Genomic DNA, 24,587 nt, shown 5'->3' with positions numbered 1-24,587 from the left:
GCCAATGCTAAACCATAAAAACAGAGTGCACACTGTTTTTATTCGGGGGCGGTAAAGCTACCCTGAGAATGTGCGAACAAGGCGGAAGACAGGAAGCTACGAAGTTGGGCGGGCCAAGCGGGCCGAAATCCTGGAGGCCGCCACGCTCCTGTTTGCGACGTCCGGCTACCACAAGGTGCCGCTTTCGCAGATCGCCTCAGATGTCGGACTCAGTGAAAGCGGCCTGCTCCACCACTTCCGTTCCAAGAAGCACCTGCTCCTGGGCGTCGCGGAACGTCGACTGGAGCAAACGGCTTTGTGGTGGAGTTCCCAGCGGCGGGACGACGGCGATGACCCGCTCGAAGTTTTCACGACCATGGTCGAATCCACCCGTGAACTGGTGCGGGAGCCGGGCCTCATTGAGTTGTTCGTCCTGATCTCGGCCGAAGCAGCGGATGCCTCCACACCGGCGCACCAGCTATATGCCACCTGGTATGAACGGGCGGTGGGGGAAACTTCCCAACTGTTGGCATTCGGCGTCGAGCGCGGTTTCCTGAGGACGGACACCAATGTGGGCCTTTGTGCCCGCGAGATCATTGCCGTCAGTGATGGGCTGCAGCTGCAATGGGTGCTTTCCGGCGGCGAACTGGATCTGGTGGCGGCCATCCGGGATTACGCACGCCGACTGGCCCGCGCGCTACTGGCGCCCGAACACGTAAACGCTGCGGACTCGCTCTAGCGCATCCGGACACTTTCGCTCGGCCCAGCGTTGTAGCCCAAGTTTCGCGAGACCGCCCTGGCAGCGGCTTGCACGGCCGGCGCGAGGACGTTTGGAGGCGTCGCGCCATCGGGAACCACGATTGACAATGCCGCAACCACCGTCCCCTCGGCGCCATAAATGGGTGAGGCAACCGACACCGTCCGCGATGGCGCCGACCGGCGGATCATCGCTACTCCCGTGCGCCGAACGTCGGACAGCGTCCGCCTCAATTGACCTTCCGGCATTGAATCCACACCCGCTTCGACGTCGGGCGGTTGGTTGATGACTGACTCCTGGAATGCTGCATCAGCCCCTGACAGCAGGACCAGGCCCACCGCCGTCGACCTTAAGGGCGCACGCCCGCCAACGCGGTAGGCGACTTCCGTCGCCTCCTTGGAGGACAACCGCTCGATCAGGACGGCCTCGTTCTTGTCGCGCACGGCCAAGAGGACGTGATGGCGTGTCACGGCGTAGAGGTCTTCGAGGTAGGGCAGCGCGATCTCACGGACGCCATGGCCGCGGGGCGAAAGAGACGCCACCTCCCACAGCCTGACGCCCACTACATATCGGCCGTCTTCCAAGCGCTCCAGCGCTCCCCATGCGACCAGTCGCGCGATCAACCGCAGGGCGGTGGGGGCCGGCATGTCGGCCAACCGCGCCATGTCGGACAGGGTCAAGGCACGACGCCGGTCGCTGAAGACTGCGAGCAGGCTCAGTGCGCGGTCAATGACGGGTTCGCCTTGTTTTGGCCGCTTACCGCGCTGCGGTTTGTCGGCTGCGGTCCCGTCGTCCATCGACATGAAGCTTGAATCCTTTCAAGTTATTGAGTGATCTCCACCACAATACTGTTTCAACCAATGAAATCCACAGGGGGCATCGTGCTGCCCGTCTACGACTCTTGAAGAAGCCGGTTACCGGAAGCCATCTGACGAGAGGGCGCCGACGGATCGGTCCGTACAGGTCATAGCCGATCTTGTTCAGGCCGCCGGTCCCACATCTCGACTCACGATTCTCTCACGAATGCGAAGGCGCAGCACATGAATCTCCTCACCTCACCTGCACGTCGGAGCGCGGCCGTCCTGGCCGGGGCGCTCCTCTTGGGATCCCTGACAGCCTGCGGCGGCGGTACAGCTGCCACGTCCACCGTGGACAAGAGCACGCTGACCATCGCAACAGACAGCGACAGTGCATCGTTCGGCTACGACCCCTTGCGTGTTTCAGATGCCCAGCGGCAGTTCTTCGAAGGCCTGTACGAAAACCTGATGACGCTGCAGCCCGATGGCAGCGTCGGCCCGGGACTCGCCAAGGAATTCAGCTACAACGCCGACAACACTGTCCTCACCCTGACCCTCAAGGAAGGCGTGACCTTCACCGACGGTTCCACTTTGGATGCCGCACTGGTTAAGGCCAATCTCGACCGCCGCAGTGACACTGCCCTCAGCGCCTACTCGGCCGTGGCCAAGGGTGGCGCGCAGGAAATTACGTCCGTTGATGTGGTGACTCCCACCCAGGTGGCCATCACCTTCGCCAAGGCCCAGCCAGGCTTTGAAAAGAACCTCACCTCCACGTTGGGCATGATCGTGGGAAAGAACGCGGTCACTGACACCGCCAGCCTGGCGACCACCCCGGATGGCTCGGGCCCCTACACGCTGGACAGCGCCACCACGGTCAAGGGCAACAAGTACGTGTTCACCAAGAACGACAAGAACGCTGATGCTTCCAAGTACCCGTACAACAAGATCACGTTCAGCGTCATCATGGATCCCCAAGCCAGGGCGAACGCCTTGGTTTCCGGGCAGGCAGACGTTGCTTCCCTGACCTCGCCCACGGTGGACTTCGCCAAGTCCAAGGGTGTGGGAGTATCCCAGATCGGTGGAACCGTCCAGACCATGATCTCGTTCGACAAGACCGGCAAGACCGCGCCGGCCTTCGCAAGCGAAAAAGTCCGCCAGGCCTTCCAGTACGCCATCAATCGACAGGCACTGGTCGATGCCCTGCACAAGGGTGACATCCCGGCGTGGAACGCCCTGCCCAAGGACTCGGCAGGTTTCACTGAAGAGTTGAACACCACCTACGCCTACGATCCTGCCAAGGCAAAGAGCCTGCTGGCTGAGGCAGGCTATGCCGACGGCTTCGACTTCACCATCATCGCCAGCGCCCAGACGCAGACGGATCTGCAGGCAGTCCAGAAAGACCTGGCAGCCGTCGGGATCACCATGAACGTCAAACTGGCAGCCTCCACTGATGAAGCATTTGCCGCAGTGGCAACCACCCCGCTGGGTTATGCCCCGCTGGGCTGGGACAACCCGGTCGGCCTGATGTATGGGGCGATCCTCAGCGGCTTCACCAACGTCCAGAAGGCCACGGATGATCAGCTGAACGCGGCAACCGCCGAGGCCGCAGCGGCCAAGGACGACGCCGCCAAGAAGGCAGCCCTGACCAAGGTCAACACCCGCTTGGTGGAGTCCGGTTGGATGATCCCGCTGTACGAGTCCCTGACCAACCAGGGGTACAACACCAAAAAGGTCCAGCAGGTGAAGTTTGCCGGGACCAACGTATACCCGCTGCTCTCGTCCTACGCCCCCACCAACTGATCCACCGATAGACCGGACGCCAGTCCTTCAGGGGATTGGCGTCCGGTCCGACCAATGGAGGTCACCATGGCAATGTTCATCACCAAGCGCCTGCTGATGGCGCTTGCCACCGTGCTGGTGGTGGCGGTGCTGGCATTCCTGCTGGTCCACGCCATGCCGGGCAGCCCGGGGGCGGTGTCCCTCGGTGCAGGCGCCTCGCAGGACGCCATCGACCAGTTGAACCAGACACTCGGCTGGAATGACCCGTTGCTGGTCCAGTTCTTCCGCTGGCTGGGTGATGCCGCCCAGGGAAACTTTGGAAACTCGTTGATTGACGGCAGGTCCATCACTACCGATCTTGCCAACAGGCTCCCGGTCACCGCATCCCTCGCCGCCGGAGCGACCATCCTGAGCGCCGTCTTCGGAATCGTCCTCGGAGTCACGGCCGCTGTGCGTGGCGGGTTGCTGGACCAGCTCATCGGCGGTTTCGTTGGCCTCCTTGTTGCCCTCCCCGCTTTCTGGATCGGCGTCATTTTCGTCTATCTTTTCGCCGTCCAGTCATCCGTCTTTCCCGCCACGGGGTATGTACCGTTCGACGTTTCCCCGCAGGATTGGGCGATGTCCCTGGCCTTGCCCGTGATCACCCTGGCCGTGGGCGGTGCCGCATTCATCGCCCGCCAAACCCGGGCATCGATGCTTGAAGCCTTGCAGCAGGAACACATCCGCACCCTTCGTGCCACGGCAACCCCCACGTGGAAAATCCTCTATGTCCACGCCCTGCGTTATGCGAGCCTCCCCATCGTGGCCGGCATCGCGTTACAGTTCATCGGCCTTTTCGGTGGCTCAGTCATTGCCGAGCAGCTGTTTGCCATGCCAGGCCTTGGCCAAGCCGTCCAGACCTCCGTCAGCACCCACGACGCCCCCGCGGTACAAGGCGTGGTGGTCATCGCCACCGTCGTGGTGGTCGCCGTGAACCTGGTGCTCGAACTCGCCACCAAATTCCTTGACCCGAAGTTGCGTGCCTCATGATTCCCACACTCCCGGCAACTACTCTCTCCACCCAGCGTAAGAGTGCCCTCACCAAGCTGTCAGGGCATCGCTTGCTCGCATCTCCTGCGGGCCTGGCCGGCACGGTGTGGCTGGCTGCCATGATCATCGCCTCCCTCACAGCGCCGTGGTGGATGCCTTTCAAGACCGAAGACCAGGACTTCACTGCCGTCCTTTCCGGTCCAACAGCAGCACATTGGCTGGGCACTGACGAATTGGGCCGGGACATCCTCAGCCGCATCTTCGCCTCAGCAGCCGAAACGCTGGGGACCTCGTTCATCACGGTGATGGTCGGCGTCGGGCTCGGCACGCTGATGGCTTTGGCGGCGGCGAACAGCCAGCGTGCGGAGGGCGTCATCAGCCGCGTTACCGAGATCATGATGTCCCTGCCCGGAACGGTGATCATCCTGGCGGTCATCGGCGCCGTGGGTACGAACATTCCACTGATCATGGGAATCCTGGGCGTACTCATCTCCGCCGGTATTTACCGTGTGATGCTGGGCCAGGCGAAGTCCCTGCAAAACCAGCTCTACGTGGATGCCGCCAAGGTGGATGGACTCAATCCACTTGCCATCAGCGTCCGTCACGTTCTGCCGGGCCTGTCCACCACCATCGTGGTGCAATCCGCACTGATCTTCGCGGTAGGCCTGCTCATCCAGGCTGGTCTGGCGTTCATCGGCTTCGGTCCACCCCTCCCGCAGCCCAGCTGGGGTGGAATGATCCAGAGCGCTTCGCAGCACGTCTACGACGCCCCCTGGCTGATGGTTCCGACCGGGGTGGTGCTGGCACTGACTGTGCTCTCTGCCAACGCCATCGGCAACGCCCTGGGTAAGGCACCCAACGCCACTGCGTCGCACCTGCCCTCGGCAGCCATCCGGCGGAAGAGGGCCACCCAAGCCGCCGCCGCTGCCGCGGCAGCACCAATCGTGCAGAATCCTCCGGTAGCAGGCCAGCTGAGCGTTCGCGGACTCTCGGTAGGGGTCGACGGCGGCACGCCACTGGTCACGGACGTCTCCTTCGACGTCGAACCCGGCACCGTCCTTGGCCTGGTTGGCGAGTCGGGCTGCGGCAAGACGATGACCGCGCTTTCACTCATGGGGTTGCTGCCCTCCGGCGTCGCCGTGACCGGGGGCCAGATCCTGTGGAACGGCAAGAACCTTGCCGCGGCTACTGACAAGGACATGGAAGCTGTCCGGGGACGCGACATTGCCCTGATCTCCCAAGAACCGATGCGGGCCCTTGACCCCATGTTTACCGTTGGCTATCAACTGACCTCCGCGATCCGGCGACTGCGCTCCTTTGGCAGGGCCGCAGCCAGGGCCGAGGCCCTGGACTTGCTGGAGAAGGTTGGCATTGTTGACGCCCCACGCATCCTGAAAACCTACCCGCACCAGATCTCCGGCGGCATGGCCCAACGGGTCGCCATCGCCCTGGCGCTGTCCGGGAAGCCTCGCTTGCTGGTGGCCGATGAGCCCACCACAGCCCTTGATGTCACCGTCCAGGCGGAGATCCTCTCCCTTTTGCGTTCACTGGTGAAGGACACCGGCATGTCCGTGGTCATGGTGACGCACGACCTCGGCGTTGTTGCCGATATCTGTGACCAGGTAGCCGTCATGTACGCGGGCCAAGTGGTGGAGAACGGTGCAACGGACAGTATTCTCGACGATCCCCGGCATCCCTACACGCTTGCCCTCCTGGCTGCGGATCCCCACGCGAACTCTGCCCACGACATGCCTGAGCGGCTTGCCACCATCAAAGGCCAGGTGCCCCAGCCCAAGGACTGGCCGTCGGGCTGCCGGTTCGCCGCACGCTGCCAGTTCGCCGGATCTGCATGCGAAGTGCCGGTTCCGTTGCTTCCTTCAGGATCCGGCGAGGGCAGGGTGCGCTGCGTCAAGGCCGACGAACTCGCCATGGAAGGACTGGCGTGGGTGGCAACCGACGTTCCCGTGGTAAACCCGGTGCCGGCGGAAGTTCCCGCCCGGCATCGATTGGACATCATCGAAAAGGACATGGCATGAGCATCGAAACTCCACTCAGGCAGGACGCCGGTACCACCGTCCAGCACCAGCCGATGCTTCAGGTCCAGGACCTGGTGGTCCGCTACGGCCGCGGTCGGAAGGCAGCCACCGCACAGCCCGCCGTCGACGGTGTCAGCTTCACGATCCAGCGCGGCGAAACTGTGGGGCTGGTGGGGGAGTCGGGATCGGGAAAATCAACCATCGGCAAGGCGATCCTGGGACTGCAGAAGGCCTCCGGCGGTACCGTTGCGTTCCAGGGGGAGGACATCACCGAAGCCAATCCGTCCAAGCGCAGGGCCATTGGCAGCGAGCTCCGGGCCGTGTTCCAGGATCCCAACTCGTCCCTGAACCCCCGCAAGACCATCGGAGCTTCACTGGCCGAATCCTTGCGGGTTCGCGGCGTCCCGGCACCCGAGGCCCGGACCAAGGCCGAAGACATGCTGGAGCGGGTCGGGCTTCCACGGGAAGCCGTGGACCGGTACCCCAGTCAATTCTCGGGCGGCCAGCGGCAACGCATTTCCGTTGCCCGGGCGCTGATTTGCGAGCCCAAGCTGGTGGTCTGCGACGAAGCAGTCAGCGCCCTGGACCTGTCCACGCAGGCACAGGTGCTTAACCTCTTGGCGGATTTGCGGGACGAGCTGGGCCTGAGCTACCTGTTCATTGCCCACGACATCTCCGTGGTCCAGTTCCTCGCCCAGCGCGTTGTGGTGCTGTACCGGGGACAGGTCATGGAGTCCGGTCCGGCCGCGGCCGTGACCGAGAACCCGAAGCACCCTTTTACCCAGGCCCTGGTGGCCGCTTCACCTGTCCCGCGGCCCGCCGAGCAGGCAGAGCGCCGCGCCGTCCGCGAGTCACTCGGTGTCCGGACCGCCGCGGCTGTCGCAGCAACGCCGGGTGGGTGTCCCTTCCGTCAGCGCTGTCCCTTGGCCACTGAGCTTTGTGCCACTGAGCGGCCGGTCTTGCGACGGGTGGGCGAAGCGGATGTTGCCTGCCATTACGCCTGAGCGGACCCAGGACCGACTCGACCACTATCCCCGAATCTTTCAGGAGCACGTCTTGACACTCGAAACCGCTGAACACCGTACGCCCACGCCACCTCCATTTCCGGCTTTCCATTCCCCGGGCCGGCCCGTGGAAGTGTCCGCTGACTCGCTGGTCCATCGGGAACTTAGTTATGCGATTGCCGTCGGGTTCCGCCGCCTCTCCATGGACATCTGGCTTCCGCGAAAGAAGGCAGGAACAGTCGTCCCGCTGGTGCTGTGGATCCATGGAGGCGCTTTCCAGCTGGGAGACCGGAGGGAACTACCCCCAACTTTCGAGCCCGACTCTGTGTTCCGGCTTCTGAACGAGGCAGGCATCGCATGCGCAACTGTGGACTACAGGCATTCCTTGGAAGCTCCATTCCCGGCCCAGCTGCACGACATCAAAGCCGCCGTCCGGTACCTTAGGCACCACGCGGGCCAGCTGGGCATCGACCCGGACAGGATGGGTGCGTGGGGTGAATCGGCAGGCGGACACTTGGCGGCGTTGCTTGGACTCACCGGATCCCGGGAAGAGCTCGAAGGTGGTTTGGGAGTTCAGGGCCAGCCCAGTTCGGTACTCGCGGTTGTGGACTTCTACGGCGTGTCCTCGCTGAACGACATGCCCCCGATGACCGCGGCCAACGACTTCATGGGACCGGCACTCCTGGCCGCCGTGCCCGATGGTGTGTCGGTGCGTCCGGAGACCATGCTGGTAGGTGGTTCAACTGACCCTGCAGCCCTGGACGCGGCCAGCCCCAGCAACTATGTCACCGGCGAGGCCGCCTCGTTCCTTCTGGTGCACGGTGACTCCGACGGTTTGGTGCCCCTGGCCCAGAGTGAACTGTTGGCCGATTTGCTCAGGAAGTCCAACGTCAAACACGAACTCATCACCGTTGCGGGCGCTGATCACTGCTTCTTCTTTGCCGAAGACCAACTGGACCGGATCCTGGCGACAAGCATCGATTACTTCCGGGGCGAATTTGGCCTGGGCGGGCCTGCCGAGCCTGGACAAAGCCCGGAATCCGCTGATTCTGCCCGGCCATGAGCCTGGATCACGAGCTCGCAGGCGTCATGGAGCACGTGGCCGGGGTGGAAACCTTCGCAGAACTGCTTTCCATACCATCCGGACCCGACAGGCTTGAGGCCTTCAGCGGTGGCCGTTTGGACTATTCGGTCCCGGAGATGCCTATCCATGCAGTCCTCGCACCCGGGCCGAATGGTCCGGTGCCCATCCGCGTTTATGGAACTGCGGTTCCAGGAAAGCCCGGTGATCCCGACTCCGGTGTTCCCGGCCTTGTGTGGCTGCACGGCGGTGGATTCGCAGGCGGCGACCTTGACATGCGGGAGGCCGATCAGCTGGCCCGCGAAGTTGCTCAGCGAAGCGGTGGATTGGTGTTTTCCGTGGACTACCGCCTTGCCCGGGAGGGCGTGCACTTCCCGGTACCGCACGAAGACGTCCTCGCCGCTTGGTTCTGGGCGGTTCGTTGTGCCCGTGACTATGGAATCGATCCGGACAGGCTGTGCCTGGGAGGGGCAAGCGCCGGCGCCAACCTGGCCGTAGGAGCAGCCATGTACCTCAAGGACATCGGAGAGCTTCAGCCAGCCAAGATGCTACTGGCGTATCCGTTGCTGCACGCGGCGTTGCCGCCGTTCGAGGAGCATTCGGACGTGTTGTCCTCCCTTCCGCGCATCCTCCGTTTCACCGCCGATGATTGCGCGGCCATGATGGAAAACTATGTCGGCGGACCTGTCGGCATGGCATCGTCATATGCGGTACCCGGTGAATCAGATCCCGCCGGAATGGCGCCCGCAGCAATCCTCGCCTGCGAATATGACGACCTGCGCGGTTCGGCTGAGCTCTACGCGGCCAGTCTTCGGGGAGCAGGAGTCGCTGTGGAGTTCCGCCTGGAGCAAGGGGCCACCCACGGCTACCTCAATCACTCTGCCGCCATGGGCATCGTGCAGCGGGGCTTGGCCTTCCTCGCGGCGGAACTGGTGTCAGCGACGCGGTTTCAATGATTGGAATCACCAGTTCAGGTCAGGCCCCAGGTCCGACATTCTTGGATGAGCAGGCCGGAACATTGAAGATCCGGCGAAGGCAACAGAGGGAGTCGACGATGACGGATGGTCGCGTTTTGAAGGGCGTTGAATTCGCCCGGACCGGCGACGACGGTTCACGCCCCCTGCTGTTGGACCTGTACTTCCCGGCCAGCCACGAGAACGCAACGGACCGGCCCGCCATCGTCCATTTCCACGGCGGCGGTTGGCGCGTAGGTGGGCGGTCCTCCCTGGGTCCTGTGTGTGATGGGTTCGGGCTGACCCCGTTCGAGGTCCTCACCGGCGCAGGCTTTGTGGTGGCTTCCGCCGACTATCGGTTGAGCGGGGAGGCCCATTTCCCTGCACAAATGGATGATGCCCGAGCCGCGGTCCGGTGGCTCCGCAACCATGCCGATGAGTACGGTGTGGACCCGGGCCGCATCTATGCCTGGGGCGACTCAGCGGGCGGCCACCTTGCCAGCCTTGTGGGTCTTGCTGGAGCCGGCCAGCAGGGAGGGAGCAGTGTCTCAGCAGTTGCCGCTTGGTACCCGCCCACGGACCTGAACCGCATGGGGGCGCAGGCGCTGCCCAACGCCGTCGCGCGCTCCAGCGATCCTGGTTCGCGCGAAGAGCTGCTGGTTGGCGCCGTTCTGGCCGACAACCCGGACCTCGCCTCTGCCGCAAGCCCCATCAGTTACGTGAGCGCCGGCGCCCCGCCCTTCCTGCTGATCCACGGCACGGCTGATCGCTTCGTTCCCGCGGCCCAGTCGCAATCCCTGGCGAGTGAACTCGACAACGCCGGTGCCGCCGTCGAGCTTCTCCTGATCGAGGATGCGGACCATATGTGGTCCCTTCCGGACGGCAGTTCATCGGCAGCTGAGGCGGCGCTGGCTGCCACGGTCTCGTTCTTCCGGCAGCAGGCTGGTCTCCCTTAGTTTCACGAACCCGTTTCGGCAGCACCCTTGGGGTAATTTGCCGTGCCCTTCTACCAATAAACGCCTCCGGGCGAAGCTGAAAGGCCCACTATGCAGTACATAGGCATCAACCACGACGGCGGCACTTGGGTTGCGGCCCTCAGCGGCGAGCGCGTTTTCCCGCTGGCGTCCGTCACGGACTTTTGGGCCGACGCGGCCCGCTGGCAGGAGAAGGCACCGGACGTCATCGCAGACGCCGCAGCCGGCCAGTTGCGACAGGATGTCACCGAGGTCCCGCTGGTTCCTGCATCGGCCCGCGTCATCTGCGTTGGCCTCAACTACAAAGCCCACGCAGCCGAAGGCAGCTACAAAGACCAGGAGCTGCCGGCGTATCCCACCCTGTTCGGGCGCTGGACGGCATCCCTGTCCGTAGGAAACTTCCCCGTTCCAGTACCAGGCGGCGAAGACGGCCTGGATTGGGAAGGCGAAGTGGCCGCTTACATCGGCAAGCGCGTCGAGTCCGCAGACGAGTCTGTGGCGGCGGAGGCCGTGTTCGGGTACTCCACCTTCAACGACATCACTGCCCGCCGGGCCCAGAAACTCACCTCCCAGTGGACACTTGGTAAGAACGGCGACTTCACGGGCCCGCTCGGCCCATTGGTCAGCCGTGACGAAGTTGGCGACCTGCGCGATGGCCTTCAGGTCCGCACCAGAGTCAATGGCATTGAAGTCCAGAACGGCAATACCCGGGACATGATCTTCCCGGTGCCGTCCATCATTTCGCTGATCAGCGAGACGTTCACGCTTCACCCGGGGGACGTCATTGCCTCCGGTACGCCCGAAGGCGTCGGCTATGCCAGGACACCGCAGTGGCTCCTGCAGGCCGGCGACACCGTGGAGGTCGAGATCGACAAGCTGGGAACCCTGGTGACCCCCATCGGTGAACCGTCCATCCGGGCGAGGGCATGATGGGCGCCATTCAGGACGCGCGGTTGCACGACGTTCCGGACGAGATTCCCGTGCTGATCTCCGGTGGCGGACCCAGCGGACTGTTCCTGGCCCTTGACCTGGCCCAGCGGGGGATCCGCAGCCTGGTGATTGAGCCGCGAACCTCTCTTGACCAGGACCGTCCGCGGGCCAAGACCACCAATGCTCGCACCATGACGCATCTGCGCCGGATTGGACTGGCATCGGCGCTGCGGAACGCGGCACCTCTTCCCGTGGAGTTCGCGCAGGACGTCATCTTCTGTTCTTCGTTGACTGGCCGGGAGATCCGCCGTTTTTCCAACGCCTTCCAGTTGGTAGCCGGCCGCTACGGACCTCAACCCGAAGGCGGGCAACAGGTTCCGCAGCCGGTGTTGGAGTCCGTACTTCGTGAAGCCGTGGCTGCCTCCGCGCATGCCACCATGCTGACGGGACTGCGCGTGGAGTCCTTCGCCGCTGCGCCGCACGGGCAGCACGTTACCGTGGTTGACGCTGCGGGTCAGGGCCGAACGGTCCGCAGCCGGTTCCTGGCCGGAGCCGACGGCGGATCGTCCACCGTGCGGCGAGGCTTGGGTATCCGACTCGAAGGCGGATCGGCAGCCCTGTCCAACGTCAGCATCCTTTTCCGCTCCAAAGACCTGGCCGACACCATCAGCCTGGATCCCGCAGTGCAGTATTGGGTCCTTGGCCCAGGCACGGCAGGCATGGTGGGGCGCATGGACATGGATCAGACGTGGTGGGCCATCATTCAGGGCGTGGACGGTTCAGCAGGTGCAGAGGACCTGGATCCCGTGGCACTGGTTCGTTCCTTGGTGGGGGCCGACGTCGATGTTGACGTGGTCGCCACAGATCCTTGGACAGCGCGGATGCTCCTGGCGCCTTCCTACGGCGGGGACGGTGTTTTTCTCGTGGGAGACGCAGCCCACCAGAACCCGCCGTGGGGTGGGCACGGATTCAACACGTGCATCGGAGACGCCGCGAACCTGGCGTGGAAGATCGCAGCTGCGATGGACGGCTGGGCCGGGCCGGAGTTGCTTGACAGCTATGGGCTTGAGCGGCGACCCGTTGCCGAGCGGACCATCACCGATGCTGCCGCCAACGGCAAGGCCCTTGCCTACCACTTCGCGGATCCCGCCTTGGAACATGAAGGAGCCGAAGGTGACGCCGCAAGGGTGAGCGCCCACGACGCACTGGGCGTGAAGCAAAGTGAGTTCGACTCTTTGGGCCTTGTCCTCGGGTACAGCTATTCCGGGTCGCCCCTGGTGGTCCCCGATGGCTCTCCTGTACCCGCCGAAGATCCCATCCGGTACACGCCCTCTGCCTCCCCGGGTGCATTGCTTCCGCATGCGTGGCTGGAGGATGGAACCTCGATCTATGACGTCCTGGGTCCTGGTTTCACGCTGCTTGTCGACGCTGGATCCCTGGCTGGCGCCACTGCGAAGGATGCCTACGCTCCTGTTGTGGCGGCGACTGCCGGCGGCCCGGATGTGCCGGTGACCGTGCTCGCCCTCGGACCGGGCAGCAACGGAATTCCCATGGCAGAGCTGTGGGCCGCCGATGCTGTCCTTGTCCGTCCCGACCAGCACGTTGCATGGCGCGGTTCGTCCGCCGAAGCAGCGGCACACGCCCTCAGCATCGCCGCGGGCTGGAACGTGCCTGCATCACTGAAAGCCAAGGAGGCCGCACATGCCGACGCCGTCATTTCGTGACTACCTCTACGCGCGGGACCATCCCCGCGTAGCGAAGCTCCGGGGCCTGGATGCACGCTCCTACGCAGAGGCCGCAAAGGACGATTCCTTTGCCGGACCCATGATCGAGGGGTGGAAGAAGCTGTACCCGGCGCCGTTTGTGGGGGTGACCTGCGATGGCACCGTCCGTGAAGGCCTGTACCCCCTCAGCCAAGCCAAACCCGGTGAGGAGGCCCCGACGTCGGACATGGTGGCCGCAGCCGCAAAGCTGCTGGCGTTGTTGACCACCGCCCAGCGGGAGCGGCTGAACTACGCCGTGGACGCCCTCGAATGGCAAAGCTGGGCCAATCCGGAATTCATGCAGCACGATACCGGCTTGCGCCTGGACGAACTCGACCCCGCCGTCTGCGATGCCGCCCTGGCCGTGGTCGAGGCCAGCCTGAGTCCAGAGGGCTATGCCCTGGCCCGGAACCTGATGCGTATCAACGGCTTCCTCGGTGACTTGGTAGACCTGCCGCTGCTCATGAACGAGTACAGCTACAACTTTGCCCTCTACGGCACACCGTCCGAATCGGATCCCTGGGGTTGGCAGCTGTTCGGTCACCACGTGGCCCTCAACTGCCTGGTGGCCGGCAGCCAGTTGGTGATGACACCGGTCTTCCTCGGGGCGGAACCAGACATCGTCGACGACGGGGCGCACCAAGGCGTCAAGGTGTTCAAGGAGCGCATCCAATGGGCCCGGGAACTGATGGCCGCTTTGTCGGACGATCTCCGTGCCGGGGCCGTCATCTTCGAGCATATGCAGGACCCGGCCATGCCTGAAGGGCGCCTGCATCCCGGGGATGAACGTCATCTGGCTGGGTGCTTCCAGGACAACAGGGTCATTCCCTACGAGGGCATCCTGGTGGGCACCATGCCAGCGGCGGCGCTGGCACTCCTGGACGAGATCGTGGAAGACTCCATCGCCTACCTGCCCGCCGGCCCCAGGGCCGCACGCCTGCGGGAAATCCGGGAGCACTACGCGGACACCTGGTTCTCCTGGATCGGCGGCTGGCGCAGTGGGGAGCCCTTCTACTTCCGCCTCCAGAGCCCAGTGGCCATCCTGGAACTGGATCACCACACCGGAGTTTTCCTCGACAACGAGGAACCCGCGCCGTTCCACATGCACACTGTGGTCCGCACCCCCAACGGCAACGACTACGGCCGGGCGCTGGTGAATCAGTACGGCACCAACTAAGCAGGTGAATGCACGAAGGCCCGGATCCTTTGAAAGGATCCGGGCCTTCGTGCATCCAGCCTTAGATGTCCAAGGCGATACGTCGCTGTGGGGGAGGTCCAACCACGGTCAGGTCCATCTCGGCCTGGGCGCGGCCAAAACCTTCCATGTCCATGTACGGCTCGCCGCCTTCTGTGTAGATGTAGTCTTCGGTGGGCTTGTTGAAGTACTCGAAGAAGCCGTTGAAGACCGAAGGCGTCAGGAAGCCCACCATCTGGGTGTTGTGGGCATCGAAGGCGAAGGAATGGATGGTGCCGGCCGGCGCGTGGACGAAGTCGCCCTTGGTCAGCAGCATTTCCCGTCCGTTGGCGTACAGGAACATCCGGCCCTCCGTGCAGAGGAAGTTCTCGGTGTGCTCGGAGTGGAAGTGCAGCGGGATGTATGGGGACTTGGCACCCTTGGTGTGAACTGCGAAGTAGTTATCGCCCGTGTTCTGCGGCCGTGAGAGGTAGGAGAACATGGTCTGGTAGCTGACAAGCCGCTCACCCTCGCCAGCGCTGAGGAAGTACGGGCTCAGCGACGACGGCAGGCCGGCGTTCTGCTGGAAGCTCGGCTGGACGCGTTCGACGTCAGGGAAAGTGATCCCGAACTCGGCGCCCACTTCAGCTTGTTCCTGCACGGTCAGCCGGTGGCCGGCTCGTACGGGCGGAACGTGGGAGTCGATGGGCGTGCCTACCCGCTCGTAGTAGGCTTCAGCGCCACCTGGCGTCATCCAGTTAAGGAACCGTGTGTAGTGGCTGGCCACCCGGTAAGCGTGGGGCGTGCCGGGAGGAATGACTACCGAGTCTCCCGGGGTCAGGATGCGGCTTTCACCGGGCAGCCAGACATGGAGGATTCCGTCGAAGACGTACAGCGTCTTGTGTTCAATGGAATGTGTCACGAAGGGAGACTCGGCACCCAGGCCGCCTGAGATGTACGCGGCGCTGAAGATCCCGCCAGTGTCCGCGGCCCGGGCGATCACCGTGACCAACTGGCCGTTGATCTCGTACCGCGCGCCTTCGCCCGATGCCATGTAATAGGGGACGGCTTCGCCTGGCAACGTGTTGGCCACGGGAAGTGTTGTGTTCATTTCCTCGACGCTGAGGGACATGTGGTTCCTTCTTTCCTTCGTCGGCATTAATACCTGGTTCAAGCTTTACTCATCGGGCGTTGGCCGTGCCTGGGGTTTTCACTCAATGAAAGGTGAGCGTGGCCGGCGAGGCGGTTCGTTGGTGGTGTCCTGGTCCAATGATTTCCTCGTCCGCACCGGGAAGCCGCAGAACGGCCTCGCTGCCGTCGGGCACCGTGACAGAGACGTCGAGGCGCCCGTCCAGGAGTTCCCAGCGGACAGTTGCCAAGCCCAGCGGCGTTTCCACCCTGGATTCGGCCCATTGCAGTCCGCCTCCTGGCTGCGGCGCGATCAGAATACGGCGGTATCCCGGTTCCAGCGGTGCCAGGCCGCCGATGGTCCGATGCATCCAGTCCACCACGGCGCCCAGCGCATAGTGGTTGAAGCTGGTCATCTCGCCGGGGTTGATGCTGCCATCGGGAAGCATCGAGTCCCAGCGTTCCCAGATAGTGGTGGCGCCCATGGTGACCGAGTACAACCAGGACGGGTTCTCGGTCTGGAGCAGCAAGCGGTAGGCCTCATCGAGGTGGCCGGTATCCGTCAACGCGTCCGTAACGAACGGTGTGCCTGCAAACCCTGTGGAGATGCGGAAACCTGATTCTTCCACCAATTCGGCCAGGCGGTTCCCCGCGAACTCACGGCCGGCATCGCCGAGGATTCCAAACACGATTGCCAAAGCGTAGACAGTGGTGCAGTCGCTGGTGATCACGCCGCCGGAAACGTAGTGCTCGGTGAATGCTGCCCGGAGTTCCTTTGCCATTTCGCCGAACTCGGTTGCAGCGCCCTCATCTCCGAGGACAGCTGCGGCCGCGGCCACCAACGACGCTGTTCGGAACGCACACAGCGTTGCCACCACATGCTTGTCGGCCTTTGCTGCCCACGGCTGGTCCGGGGCAGCATCGGGATCGAGCCAGTCGCCGAACTGGAAGCCGGTGTCCCACAAACCGTTGGCCGAAAGCTTGCTCCGAAGCCGACGGGCGTGCCCGGTCATGGACTCAAACTGCTCCTCAAGCACGCGCTTGTCCCCATAAGCCGCCCACAGCGCCCAGGGAACCCACACGGCGGCATCGCTCCACACAGCTGCCGTATCCGGGGCCCCGAACTCGGCCGGCTGTTCGATGTACTTGAGGACGTTGGGGACAACGAACGGGACCAAGTCGCCGTCGTGTTTCTGTTCGAGGGCTAGGTCGCGGAGCCAGTCGCGAAGGAAGTCCCGGCTGTCGAACAGGAAAGCGGCGCTTGGTGCAAACGCTGACAGGTCACCGGTCCAGCCGAGGCGCTCATCGCGTTGCGGGCAGTCCGTGGGCACATCTACGAAGTTGCCGCGCATGCCCCACACCGCATTCTCGTGAAGGCGGTTGAGGAGCGGATCAGAGGACGTGAAGTGACCGATCCGCTTCATGTCCGAACTGATAACGACGGCGGTCAGGCCGCCCAGGTCCCGAAGGGCGTCGGCGCCGCCGGGCCAACCTTCAACTTCGGCGTAGCGGAAACCATGAAAGGTAAGTGTCGGCTCGAAGACGTCATCGCCGCCGGAGAGTGTGAACCGATCCGTGGCCTCGGCCGAACGCAGGGGCCTGGTGCCCAGTTCATTCTCTTCCAGGACTTCCGCGTGGCGGATGGTGACCACCTCACCGGCAGGTCCGTTCACGGACACACGCACCCAGCCCACCATGTTCTGTCCGAAGTCCACCAGTACTTTTCCGGCCGGCGATGTCCACACCTTGACCGGTTTCAGCTCCAACTGGCGGCGAACCGGAGGGCCGATGTAAGGCTCGAGGCGGCCGAGGTCGTCGTCGAGCACGTGCACCGCCGACCATTTACCGGAGGTGAAGCCCGGCGCCAACCACCTGTCGTCGAAGCGGCGCGCGTCAATGGATTGGCCGTTATAGAGATCGTTGGCGGTGGTGGCAGAGGGCCCAGCGGTCCAGGAATCGTCGCTTCCGATGATCTGTTCATGGCCGTCGGCAAAACGAACCCGAAGCTCGGCGAAGGCACCGAGCTCCTCGCCGTAGTATTTGGATCCACCCGACCACGCCAGCCGCCCCCGGTACCAGCCGTTTCCGAGCGCCAGCCCAATGACCGTCGTCGGGCCTATCAGGTGGGTGACGTCCAGCTCGCTGTACCGGACCCGCCATTCGTAGCTGGACCAACCCGGCGTGAGCAGGTCCTCGGAAGCACGTTCACCGTTGACCCATGCCTCAACAATGCCGAGCGCCGAGAGGAACAGGGTAGCGGACTCAACGTCGCCGTGGCCGTCGTCCAGATCGAACTCGCCGCGGAGCAGCGGGGCGCCGTCGAACTCCTTGTCTGCAGCGATCATGCGGGCTTGCCAGGTGGTCATCAGTGGATCTCCAGGGTTGTTACGGGTTCGGTGACAGTACTGTTGTGTTGCGGGCTGGGTAAGGCCAGCCCGTCTATGCCGGTTGGATTGCGAGGTCCATCGAGGCACCATTGCTCTGTGCCACGCCACCCAGCCAGTGGGCGCTCGGCTTGGGCGTACGCTCCTGGGTTGCCCGGTCAACCGAGATCAGGCCGAACTTGGGAACGTAGCCAAACACCCATTCGAAGTTGTCGAAAGCAGTCCAGGCGATGTAGCCGCGGACATCGATGCCGTCCGCCAGACAGGATGCGACACCGGCGACCGCTGTGCGGAGATACTCCAGGCGTTGGTTGTCGTCCTCGGTTGCCAAGCCGTTTTCAGTGACCATGACGGGGATCTGTGCAATGCGGGCAGCCTCGCGGATGGTCGCTTCCAAACCCTCCGGGTAGATTTCCTCTCCCATCTGGTTTGTGGGAACTCCATCCTCGGCGTGAACCAGGCCTTCAGCTCCAAACACGGTGCGTCCGTATGTCTGGATGCCCACGAAGTCGTCTCCGCGGGAGGCTTCCAGGAAGCGCTCGTTGACCTCGCGGCGGATACGGTCTGCGTTGGCTTCGCCGCCCGTTGCGGCGTGAATGTCCGTGTTGGCCAGCGTCCAACCAACCATCAACCCGGGGTAGCGCGCCTTGATGGCATCACGTCCGGCTCGGTGCGCTGCCAGTTTCACATCGAAGCCGGCTGTGGAGACCGTGAACTGGAAGGGGGCGACCCGCGATGCCTCGATGTTGAGACGCTCCGCAGCTGCCGCCCAGATCGGCACTTGGCCACGGTTCTCGGCAGGACCGCCGCCGATGCCAATTTCCTTCAGCAACCATGGAAGGTTGGGTTCATTGAGGGTGCAGGCGACGCCGATCAGGTCACCAAGGTGCTCGGTGACGCGGTGGCAATAGCGGGCAAAGCGTTCCGGCGTCGCCGCATCTTCCCAACCACCGGCGGCAAGCAGCCACAACGGCGAGGTGAAGTGATGGAACGTCACCACGGGAGTCAGGCCGTGCTCGTGGCACGCTTCCAGGACGCGTCGGTAGTGGTTGAGTGCGGCCGTCGAGAATTGTCCTTCCTCAGGCTCGATCCGTGCCCATTCCAAGGAGAAGCGATAGGTGGTGAATCCAAGGCCCGCGATGAGTGCGATGTCCTCACGGTAGCGGTGGTAGTGGTCGATCGCGTCGCCGGAAGGCTCAGCGAAGATCGTGCCGGGCAGTTGCTCCAGGAACCAGGTGTCGCTGTTGACGTTGTTCCCTTCAACCTGGTGTGCGGCGGTGGCGACTCCCCAGAGGAAGCCGTTGGGGAAGGACTGCGAAGTGGTCATGTGTTTTCCTTTTTGGGTCTGTAAATGGGCGGCCCGCACTTAGCGGACACCCTTGATGAACGTGACGGTGATGCTGCCCAAGGCACACAGCGCGGCAGCCGCGAACCAGAGGAAGCCATAGTTGTGGCCGCTGCCAAGGGCGAGGATTGCCGGGGCAGCCGCAGGAACGATGATGTTGGGAATGCTCAGTGCGAGGCTGAAGACCGCCATGTCCTTGCCGGTGTCCCGGGCATCCGGAAGGACAGCTGCGCACAGTGCGAGGTCCACGGTGAGGTACATTGCCTGGCCCATGGCGAAGACGATCCATGCCACCACGAACTGTTCAAAGGACGTTGACGTGGCACCAAGGACAAGAGCCGTGGCCATCAGGAGCGCCGCAGCGACCACAAATGGCTTACGACGGCCGATCCTGTCGGAAATCCAACCGGATGCAGTGAAGAACAGGATGCTGACAGGGGCCGAAATCAAGGTCAGCAAGCCGGCGCTCTTGCCGGCCTCGGCGATCGGCATGCCGAGGCCGTCCATCAGGAAGAAGATGAAATAGGCAAACAATGCCGTCATCGCAATACCGGCCAGGAACCGTGAAACCCATGCCCACGCGAAGTTGGGGTGCTTTCGCGGATCCACGAGGAACGACTTTGCCAGGCCCTTGAGGTCCAGCGGCGGCAGTTCGGCGCGGGTCTTTGCCGGGTCCTTGTAGAGCACCAGCAGAGGAATGCTGCACACAAGTGCCAGCAGTACGGGGACGCACATCATGAGCAGCGGTGCATCCACCAGCCACGCCGCAAGGTAGGACCCCGCAGACATCGCCAGTGCGCCGGCCATGCCCATGGCACCCATGACACGTGCGCGTTTGTTGTCCGGAAGTGCTTCGATGGGGATAACCGCGTAGGCATTGAAAGCAGCTTGGGCCGATACCAACGCGACGACGTACGCTGCGACGATGACAGGCGTGGAGGGAACCGTGCCGATGACCGCTGCAGCGAGCAGGGCAGGGACAAGCCCGCCGATGATCCAGGGACGACGACGGCCGAACCGTCCCGCGGTGCGGTCGGACAGGGCGCCGGTGAGCGGGATGGTGACGAGCAAAAGCAGTGAACTGATGGAAACAGCCATGCCGTAGCTGGTCTCCTTGGCTGCCGGATCAACTGCTGCGAGGCGCAACGAGAGGGCGGTGCCAAGGGTCAGGCTCATGATGTACATGCCCAGCGCGGCGACGAGGACCAGAGCCATGGTCTTTTTCGTGGACGGCTGCTGCGGTGCAGCGCTCGACGGCGGCGTGGCGGCTGCTGTTGCGGATGTTTTGGCTGGTGCTGCGCGCCCGGCAGGTTCCATGACCTGTGCCTGGGTTGTGGGGTCACCCATGTAAATCCTCCTTTGGACCAGAGCCACCATTGGCTCTTTGTGACCAGAAACCGGACCGTCTGGGGTTTGGCCGGTGATGTCTTCCTGTAACGCTAACTAAACATTGACCACTTTGGAATACTTTCATGAAGATTTCTTTACCAAAGTGGAAAAGAAACTTGATAGCCTCGTCTCAAGGAGGTCGTCACATGGATCAGGAAACACGTGAACAGCACGCCCGCACCCCGGGCCGCACAGGCAAGCGCGCGCCCTACGCGAACGGTGCAAAGAAGCGCGCTGAGCTGGTGGAAGCCGCCTTCCAGGTCTTTGCCGAAAAGGGGTACCTGGGCTTATCCATACGGCAGATAGCGGAGGCTGTCGGCACCAGCCACACCGCACTCCTTCATCACTTCGGAAGCAAGGAAGCATTACTGGAAGCCGTACTCGTCCTCCGCGAAGAGCGCGAGGGTCCGTGGCGCAAGGAACTCATCAGTGAGAAGGGGCTACTGGAAACCGTGCCTGCCGTCATGCGGCACAACGCCGGAATCCGAGGCGTCATCCACCTTGACGCAACCCTGCGCGCCGAAGCCATCAGCCCCGACCACCCTGCCCACGACTTCCTCCTCCGGCGCAACAAGGACTTCGTCGACTCGGTCCACTCCGAGCTGGAACGCGAACTCGCCGCCGGCCGGCTCAGGGAGGGCTTCGCACCATTGGTCCTTGCCCGCCAAATCACTGCATTGGTGGACGGGATCCAACTTGCCTGGCTCTATGACGAATCAGTGGACATGGCCGAACATCTCCAGGCATACATGGACCTGGTCAAGAAGAACTGATCCACGGCCAGTAATCCGTGGTGCGAACCGGCCCCCAGGAGGACAATGCGCATCATGGCTGAAGAAAACATCAACGAAACAGTGGTTCAACGGCTGATCGAGTGCATTAACGATCGCCACATCGAGGTCATGGATGAGCTGTTCCACGACGACGCCGTGATGCACTGGCCGCAATCGGGCGAAGTGGTGCGCGGCGCTGAGAACCGGAGGGGCATCTACAACGCCTTTCCCCAACTCCCCACCATCACGCCCCGTCGCCTCCTCAGCAGCGGGAACCTGGTGGTAGCCGAAGCGCTGCTCGACTATGGCGGACCGAGCTATGAGACAGTGTTCATCTTCGAGTTCCGGGACGGCCGGATTGCCAAGGAAACGGCGTACTGGAGCGAAGCTTTCCAGGCCCCGGAATGGCGCTCGCAGTGGGTTGACACCACCAGCGGCTAGCCGCGTTGGCTACAGTCCGAACTTTTAGTGATCGACGGCGGCTACCGCGCTGATCTCAACGAGGGCGCCGGGCACGCCCAGTCCGCTGACGAAAGCCGCGGTCACCAGGGCCGGCTCGTCAGAGGCGAGCTCGGCTGCAATTGCCCCGTACCCGGCTGCAAGGTCGGCGCCCTCGACGAAGAGCACGGTCCACTGGACCACGTCGCCGACGCCTGCGCCCACCGCCCCAAGCGCGGTCTTGGCGTTCTCGAGGGCCCGGGCTGACTGCGCGGCAGCGTCACCTTCTCCGATGAGCTTGCCATTGGCGTCAACGGCGTTTTGGCCGCCGACGTAGATGGTGGTTGCGCCGGGGGGAACCACGGCGACATGACTGAAGACGGGGCTGGAGACCAGCCCTTCCGGACGGATGCGCTGGATGGGTGCCATTCCTGTATGGTCCCATCGCTCGGCCTCGGCCAACAGTGCCGCCCGCTGCACTATTTGGGTCGCTGCCTATTCGGCGGAAGGCCGGCGTCGCTGCTGCTTGGTTGCCGACCTGAGTTCCTTGGCGGCACGGTGGCGGCGGGCCGAGCCGCGCGTGGGCTTGGAAGCGCGCCGAACGGTCTCCGGGACGAGGCCTTTTGTGATGAGTTCCGCGAGCTTTGCCAGCGCGATTTCACGGTTGCGCAGCTGGGATCGCTCTTCGGAGGCCGTGACGGTGATGACCCCCGCGACAAGTTTTCGTCCCAGGCGCTTGAGCAGCAACTGCCGCTGCTCATCCGTCAGCGTCGCGGAAGCCGCGAGATCCCAGATTAACTCCGCCCGACTGTCGGTGGTGTTCACATGCTGGCCGCCTGGCCCCGAGGAACGTGAAAACCGCCAAGCCAATTCCGACGCGGGAACCGTCAACGAAGGGGAGATTTCCAAGTCCATGGAACAAGGGTCGCACGTTCTGTGTGTCCGCCATCAACGGTCCCGCTGACATTCCATGACACGTTTTTAGAAATTAGGTAAGGCTAAGCTAATCTTTCATTTTGTGATTGAACTGAGTGAACTCTCCGGGCTCGAGGCTACAGACCTGGTCCTCCGCTATGGGGACAGGGACGTAGTGCACGGCGCGGGTCTCCGCCTTGAGCCAGGGCGCATCGTCGCCCTGGTGGGTCCCAACGGAAGCGGCAAATCCACCCTGCTTCGCGCACTCGCGCGGCTTCATGAGGCTTCGTCGGGTTCCGTGACGGTCCGGCCCGAAAGCGGCGAGGCATCGGATGCGCTCATGATGAAGAGAAGCGACTTCGCCCGGCATGTGACGTTGCTCTCGCAGAGCCGGCCGGTACCTCATGGCCTGAGCGTTCGTGACGTGGTCGAGTTCGGGCGCCATCCTTACCGCGGACGATGGCGCGCTGCCGATCCTGAGGGTCCTGCCGCCGTCGACCGCGCCATGGCGCTCACTGGCGTTGCCGAGCTGGGCAATCGGGGCGTCCACGAACTCTCCGGTGGCCAGCTGCAGCGGGTGTGGCTGGCGAGTTGCCTGGCCCAGGACACCTCGGTGCTGCTCCTGGATGAACCAACCAACCACCTGGACTTGCGCTACAAGGTGGAAATTTTCGATCTCGTGCACTATCTCGCCCGCGTCCACGGTGTGGCCATCGGCGTCGTACTGCACGACCTCGATGAGGCCGCCGCACTGGCCGATCATGTGGTGGTCCTCTCGGAGGGCCGGATTGCAGCGGCCGGTCCCGCCCACGAAGCGCTCGACGCGGCGCTCTTGAGCGACGTCTATTCAATCCCCATAGTGACCCACACTGACCCTCTCACCGGACGGCTGCGGACCCGCGCAGTCGGACGTCACAGCGGCAGCTGAAGACCTCCAACACAACATAAGCACCCCAACACGAAAGGGACCCCGTGTCCATGAAGATCCACAAAGCCCTGGCCGCAACTGCTGCCCTGGCAGTCCTGCTCACTGGCTGCGGCACCACCGAAGGCCCTGCCAGCCAGGCTTCCGGTACTGCCGGTGCCGGCGAAGCCATCACCGTGACCGATGCCCGCGGCACCGAGGTCAAGCTCGACGGTCCCGCCAAGCGCGTGGTCGGCACCGAATGGAACGTGGTGGAGAACCTGACCACCCTCGGCGTCATGCCGGTGGGCGTTGCGGACGTCAAGGGCTACAACGCCTGGGTTACCGCCGGCAAGCTGGACAGCACCCCCACGGACATCGGAACCCGCAATGAGCCCAGCTTCGACACCATCGCGTCGCTGGATCCGGACCTGATCGTGGCCACCAGTGACCTGACGGAACCCGTCATCAAGCAGCTCGAAGAGCTTGCCCCGGTGGTTGTGGTGAAGTCCGCCGATGGCAGCCGCCAGATCGCGCAGGCTGAGGATAACCTCAAGCTGGTCGCCAAGGCCACCGGCACCGAAAAGAAGGCCGACGAAGCCATTGCAGCCTTTGATGCCGCCGTCGCCAAGGGCAAGGCTGACCTCGAAAAGGCTGGCCTGGGTGGATCCCGCGTAGCGTTCGCCGACGGCTGGGTGGCTGATGGCAAGGTCTCCATCCGCCCGTTCACCAAGGGTTCCCTGCTGGCCGATATCAACACCGAGCTGGGACTCGTCAACCCCTGGACAGTCGAAGGTGACCCGGCATATGGCCTGGGTTCGACGGACGTGGAAGGCCTCACCGCCGTCAACGCCGACCACTTCGTCTACATCACCAACAGCGCCGACGGTGACTTCACTGAGCAGCTGACCGACAACGCCGTCTGGAAGTCGCTTCCGTTCGTCGCTTCGGGCAAGGTGCACCGCCTCGCCGACGGTATCTGGATGTTCGGCGGCCCTGCTTCGATGACGCAGTACGTCGACGCCATCGTCGCTTCCCTGACCAAGTAGTACCTC

General features: G+C 63.6%; 22 protein-coding genes. 15 read left to right on the top strand and 7 right to left on the bottom strand.

Annotated elements, in window-relative coordinates; genetic code table 11:
- Positions 1-70: 70 nt before the first annotated feature.
- Entirely contained in the window at positions 71-718 is a 648-nt protein-coding gene (locus tag GVL04_RS01640; RefSeq protein ID WP_159698541.1) for a TetR/AcrR family transcriptional regulator, read from the top strand.
- Here the strand turns inward: GVL04_RS01640 and GVL04_RS01635 are convergent.
- On the bottom strand, positions 715-1,539 hold the full coding sequence (locus GVL04_RS01635; protein WP_159698538.1) for an IclR family transcriptional regulator: 825 nt from the start codon (positions 1,537-1,539) through the stop codon (positions 715-717). The two genes, GVL04_RS01640 and GVL04_RS01635, sit on opposite strands and share 4 nt — an antisense overlap.
- Before the next feature lie 237 nt (positions 1,540-1,776).
- On the opposite strand from GVL04_RS01635, the gene GVL04_RS01630 reads away from it, so the two are divergent.
- From GVL04_RS01630 to GVL04_RS01585, 10 genes are all read left to right on the top strand, one after another.
- Positions 1,777-3,333 carry an ABC transporter substrate-binding protein gene (locus GVL04_RS01630; RefSeq protein ID WP_159698535.1) on the top strand — a complete coding sequence of 519 codons (1,557 nt, stop codon included), beginning with the start codon at positions 1,777-1,779 and terminating at the stop codon, positions 3,331-3,333.
- 54 nt (positions 3,334-3,387) lie between these two features.
- Entirely contained in the window at positions 3,388-4,341 is a 954-nt protein-coding gene (locus GVL04_RS01625; protein WP_159698532.1) for an ABC transporter permease, read from the top strand.
- Positions 4,338-6,377, top strand: a complete 2,040-nt coding sequence (locus GVL04_RS01620; RefSeq protein ID WP_159698529.1) for a dipeptide/oligopeptide/nickel ABC transporter permease/ATP-binding protein — start codon at positions 4,338-4,340, stop codon at positions 6,375-6,377. The genes GVL04_RS01625 and GVL04_RS01620 overlap by 4 nt, the downstream gene beginning before the upstream one ends.
- Positions 6,374-7,381 carry an ABC transporter ATP-binding protein gene (locus tag GVL04_RS01615; RefSeq protein ID WP_159698526.1) on the top strand — a complete coding sequence of 336 codons (1,008 nt, stop codon included), beginning with the start codon at positions 6,374-6,376 and terminating at the stop codon, positions 7,379-7,381. Before GVL04_RS01620 ends, GVL04_RS01615 begins: the two co-directional genes overlap by 4 nt.
- Before the next feature lie 52 nt (positions 7,382-7,433).
- On the top strand, positions 7,434-8,444 hold the full coding sequence (locus GVL04_RS01610; protein ID WP_235036120.1) for an alpha/beta hydrolase: 1,011 nt from the start codon (positions 7,434-7,436) through the stop codon (positions 8,442-8,444).
- Positions 8,441-9,418, top strand: a complete 978-nt coding sequence (locus GVL04_RS01605) for an alpha/beta hydrolase (protein ID WP_159698520.1) — start codon at positions 8,441-8,443, stop codon at positions 9,416-9,418. Before GVL04_RS01610 ends, GVL04_RS01605 begins: the two co-directional genes overlap by 4 nt.
- 98 nt (positions 9,419-9,516) lie before the next feature.
- Positions 9,517-10,371, top strand: coding sequence for an alpha/beta hydrolase (locus tag GVL04_RS01600; RefSeq protein ID WP_159698517.1), 855 nt, complete (start codon positions 9,517-9,519; stop codon positions 10,369-10,371).
- A gap of 90 nt (positions 10,372-10,461) precedes the next feature.
- Positions 10,462-11,319: a fumarylacetoacetate hydrolase family protein gene (locus tag GVL04_RS01595; RefSeq protein ID WP_159698514.1), complete on the top strand. Its 858-nt coding sequence runs from the start codon at positions 10,462-10,464 to the stop codon at positions 11,317-11,319.
- Positions 11,316-13,043, top strand: a complete 1,728-nt coding sequence (locus tag GVL04_RS01590; RefSeq protein ID WP_327785609.1) for an FAD-dependent monooxygenase — start codon at positions 11,316-11,318, stop codon at positions 13,041-13,043. Before GVL04_RS01595 ends, GVL04_RS01590 begins: the two co-directional genes overlap by 4 nt.
- Positions 13,021-14,259 (top strand): DUF3500 domain-containing protein, encoded by a 1,239-nt coding sequence (locus GVL04_RS01585; protein ID WP_159698511.1) that lies wholly within the window; start codon positions 13,021-13,023, stop codon positions 14,257-14,259. The genes GVL04_RS01590 and GVL04_RS01585 overlap by 23 nt, the downstream gene beginning before the upstream one ends.
- A 61-nt stretch (positions 14,260-14,320) precedes the next feature.
- On the opposite strand, the gene GVL04_RS01580 is transcribed toward GVL04_RS01585, so the two are convergent.
- The 4 genes from GVL04_RS01580 to GVL04_RS01565 all read right to left on the bottom strand — a co-directional run bounded on the left by GVL04_RS01580 (position 14,321) and on the right by GVL04_RS01565 (position 20,460).
- The gene (locus GVL04_RS01580; protein ID WP_159698508.1) at positions 14,321-15,388 is read right to left on the bottom strand and encodes a quercetin 2,3-dioxygenase; all 1,068 of its coding nucleotides are present in this window, start codon (positions 15,386-15,388) and stop codon (positions 14,321-14,323) included.
- Positions 15,389-15,470: 82 nt separating this feature from the next.
- Entirely contained in the window at positions 15,471-17,750 is a 2,280-nt protein-coding gene (locus tag GVL04_RS01575) for a family 78 glycoside hydrolase catalytic domain (protein ID WP_159698505.1), read from the bottom strand.
- Between the two features lie 73 nt (positions 17,751-17,823).
- Positions 17,824-19,095, bottom strand: a complete 1,272-nt coding sequence (locus GVL04_RS01570) for a glycoside hydrolase family 1 protein (protein WP_159698502.1) — start codon at positions 19,093-19,095, stop codon at positions 17,824-17,826.
- Positions 19,096-19,134: 39 nt separating this feature from the next.
- Complete coding sequence (locus GVL04_RS01565; RefSeq protein WP_159698498.1) at positions 19,135-20,460, bottom strand: MFS transporter; 1,326 nt, start codon at positions 20,458-20,460, stop codon at positions 19,135-19,137.
- A gap of 188 nt (positions 20,461-20,648) precedes the next feature.
- On the opposite strand from GVL04_RS01565, the gene GVL04_RS01560 reads away from it, so the two are divergent.
- Positions 20,649-21,275 carry a TetR/AcrR family transcriptional regulator gene (locus tag GVL04_RS01560; protein WP_159698495.1) on the top strand — a complete coding sequence of 209 codons (627 nt, stop codon included), beginning with the start codon at positions 20,649-20,651 and terminating at the stop codon, positions 21,273-21,275.
- A 54-nt stretch (positions 21,276-21,329) separates the two neighbouring features.
- On the top strand, positions 21,330-21,716 hold the full coding sequence (locus tag GVL04_RS01555) for a nuclear transport factor 2 family protein (RefSeq protein ID WP_200846711.1): 387 nt from the start codon (positions 21,330-21,332) through the stop codon (positions 21,714-21,716).
- 24 nt (positions 21,717-21,740) lie between these two features.
- Here the strand turns inward: GVL04_RS01555 and GVL04_RS01550 are convergent, their stop codons facing one another.
- Both GVL04_RS01550 and arfB read right to left on the bottom strand, forming a co-directional pair.
- Positions 21,741-22,142: a RidA family protein gene (locus GVL04_RS01550; protein WP_159698489.1), complete on the bottom strand. Its 402-nt coding sequence runs from the start codon at positions 22,140-22,142 to the stop codon at positions 21,741-21,743.
- 66 nt (positions 22,143-22,208) lie between these two features.
- Positions 22,209-22,628 (bottom strand): alternative ribosome rescue aminoacyl-tRNA hydrolase ArfB, encoded by a 420-nt coding sequence (gene arfB, locus GVL04_RS01545; protein ID WP_159698486.1) that lies wholly within the window; start codon positions 22,626-22,628, stop codon positions 22,209-22,211.
- A gap of 103 nt (positions 22,629-22,731) precedes the next feature.
- Between arfB and GVL04_RS01540 the strand changes: the two genes are divergently transcribed.
- Together GVL04_RS01540 and GVL04_RS01535 are read left to right on the top strand one after the other, a co-directional pair.
- Positions 22,732-23,556, top strand: a complete 825-nt coding sequence (locus GVL04_RS01540; protein ID WP_200846710.1) for an ABC transporter ATP-binding protein — start codon at positions 22,732-22,734, stop codon at positions 23,554-23,556.
- A gap of 44 nt (positions 23,557-23,600) precedes the next feature.
- Positions 23,601-24,581 carry an ABC transporter substrate-binding protein gene (locus tag GVL04_RS01535; protein WP_159698483.1) on the top strand — a complete coding sequence of 327 codons (981 nt, stop codon included), beginning with the start codon at positions 23,601-23,603 and terminating at the stop codon, positions 24,579-24,581.
- Positions 24,582-24,587 lie beyond the last annotated feature (6 nt).

The sequence above is a fragment of the Arthrobacter sp. 18067 genome, from assembly GCF_902706295.1.
Classification (GTDB): Bacteria; Actinomycetota; Actinomycetes; order Actinomycetales; family Micrococcaceae; genus Arthrobacter.
Note: the sequence above shows the minus strand (reverse complement) of the source record. Positions and strands in the feature narration are given on the sequence as shown.

Coding starts and splice junctions, on each gene's coding strand:
- GVL04_RS01605 (WP_159698520.1), top strand. CDS start 8,441: ATGAGCCTGGATCACGAGCTCGCAGGCGTCATGGAGCACGTGGCCGGG.
- GVL04_RS01580 (WP_159698508.1), bottom strand. CDS start 15,388: ATGTCCCTCAGCGTCGAGGAAATGAACACAACACTTCCCGTGGCCAAC.
- GVL04_RS01560 (WP_159698495.1), top strand. CDS start 20,649: ATGGATCAGGAAACACGTGAACAGCACGCCCGCACCCCGGGCCGCACA.
- GVL04_RS01625 (WP_159698532.1), top strand. CDS start 3,388: ATGGAGGTCACCATGGCAATGTTCATCACCAAGCGCCTGCTGATGGCG.
- GVL04_RS01550 (WP_159698489.1), bottom strand. CDS start 22,142: ATGGCACCCATCCAGCGCATCCGTCCGGAAGGGCTGGTCTCCAGCCCC.
- GVL04_RS01555 (WP_200846711.1), top strand. CDS start 21,330: ATGGCTGAAGAAAACATCAACGAAACAGTGGTTCAACGGCTGATCGAG.
- GVL04_RS01630 (WP_159698535.1), top strand. CDS start 1,777: ATGAATCTCCTCACCTCACCTGCACGTCGGAGCGCGGCCGTCCTGGCC.
- arfB (WP_159698486.1), bottom strand. CDS start 22,628: ATGGACTTGGAAATCTCCCCTTCGTTGACGGTTCCCGCGTCGGAATTG.
- GVL04_RS01585 (WP_159698511.1), top strand. CDS start 13,021: ATGCCGACGCCGTCATTTCGTGACTACCTCTACGCGCGGGACCATCCC.
- GVL04_RS01595 (WP_159698514.1), top strand. CDS start 10,462: ATGCAGTACATAGGCATCAACCACGACGGCGGCACTTGGGTTGCGGCC.
- GVL04_RS01635 (WP_159698538.1), bottom strand. CDS start 1,539: ATGTCGATGGACGACGGGACCGCAGCCGACAAACCGCAGCGCGGTAAG.
- GVL04_RS01615 (WP_159698526.1), top strand. CDS start 6,374: ATGAGCATCGAAACTCCACTCAGGCAGGACGCCGGTACCACCGTCCAG.
- GVL04_RS01565 (WP_159698498.1), bottom strand. CDS start 20,460: ATGGGTGACCCCACAACCCAGGCACAGGTCATGGAACCTGCCGGGCGC.
- GVL04_RS01590 (WP_327785609.1), top strand. CDS start 11,316: ATGATGGGCGCCATTCAGGACGCGCGGTTGCACGACGTTCCGGACGAG.
- GVL04_RS01570 (WP_159698502.1), bottom strand. CDS start 19,095: ATGACCACTTCGCAGTCCTTCCCCAACGGCTTCCTCTGGGGAGTCGCC.
- GVL04_RS01575 (WP_159698505.1), bottom strand. CDS start 17,750: ATGACCACCTGGCAAGCCCGCATGATCGCTGCAGACAAGGAGTTCGAC.
- GVL04_RS01600 (WP_159698517.1), top strand. CDS start 9,517: ATGACGGATGGTCGCGTTTTGAAGGGCGTTGAATTCGCCCGGACCGGC.
- GVL04_RS01620 (WP_159698529.1), top strand. CDS start 4,338: ATGATTCCCACACTCCCGGCAACTACTCTCTCCACCCAGCGTAAGAGT.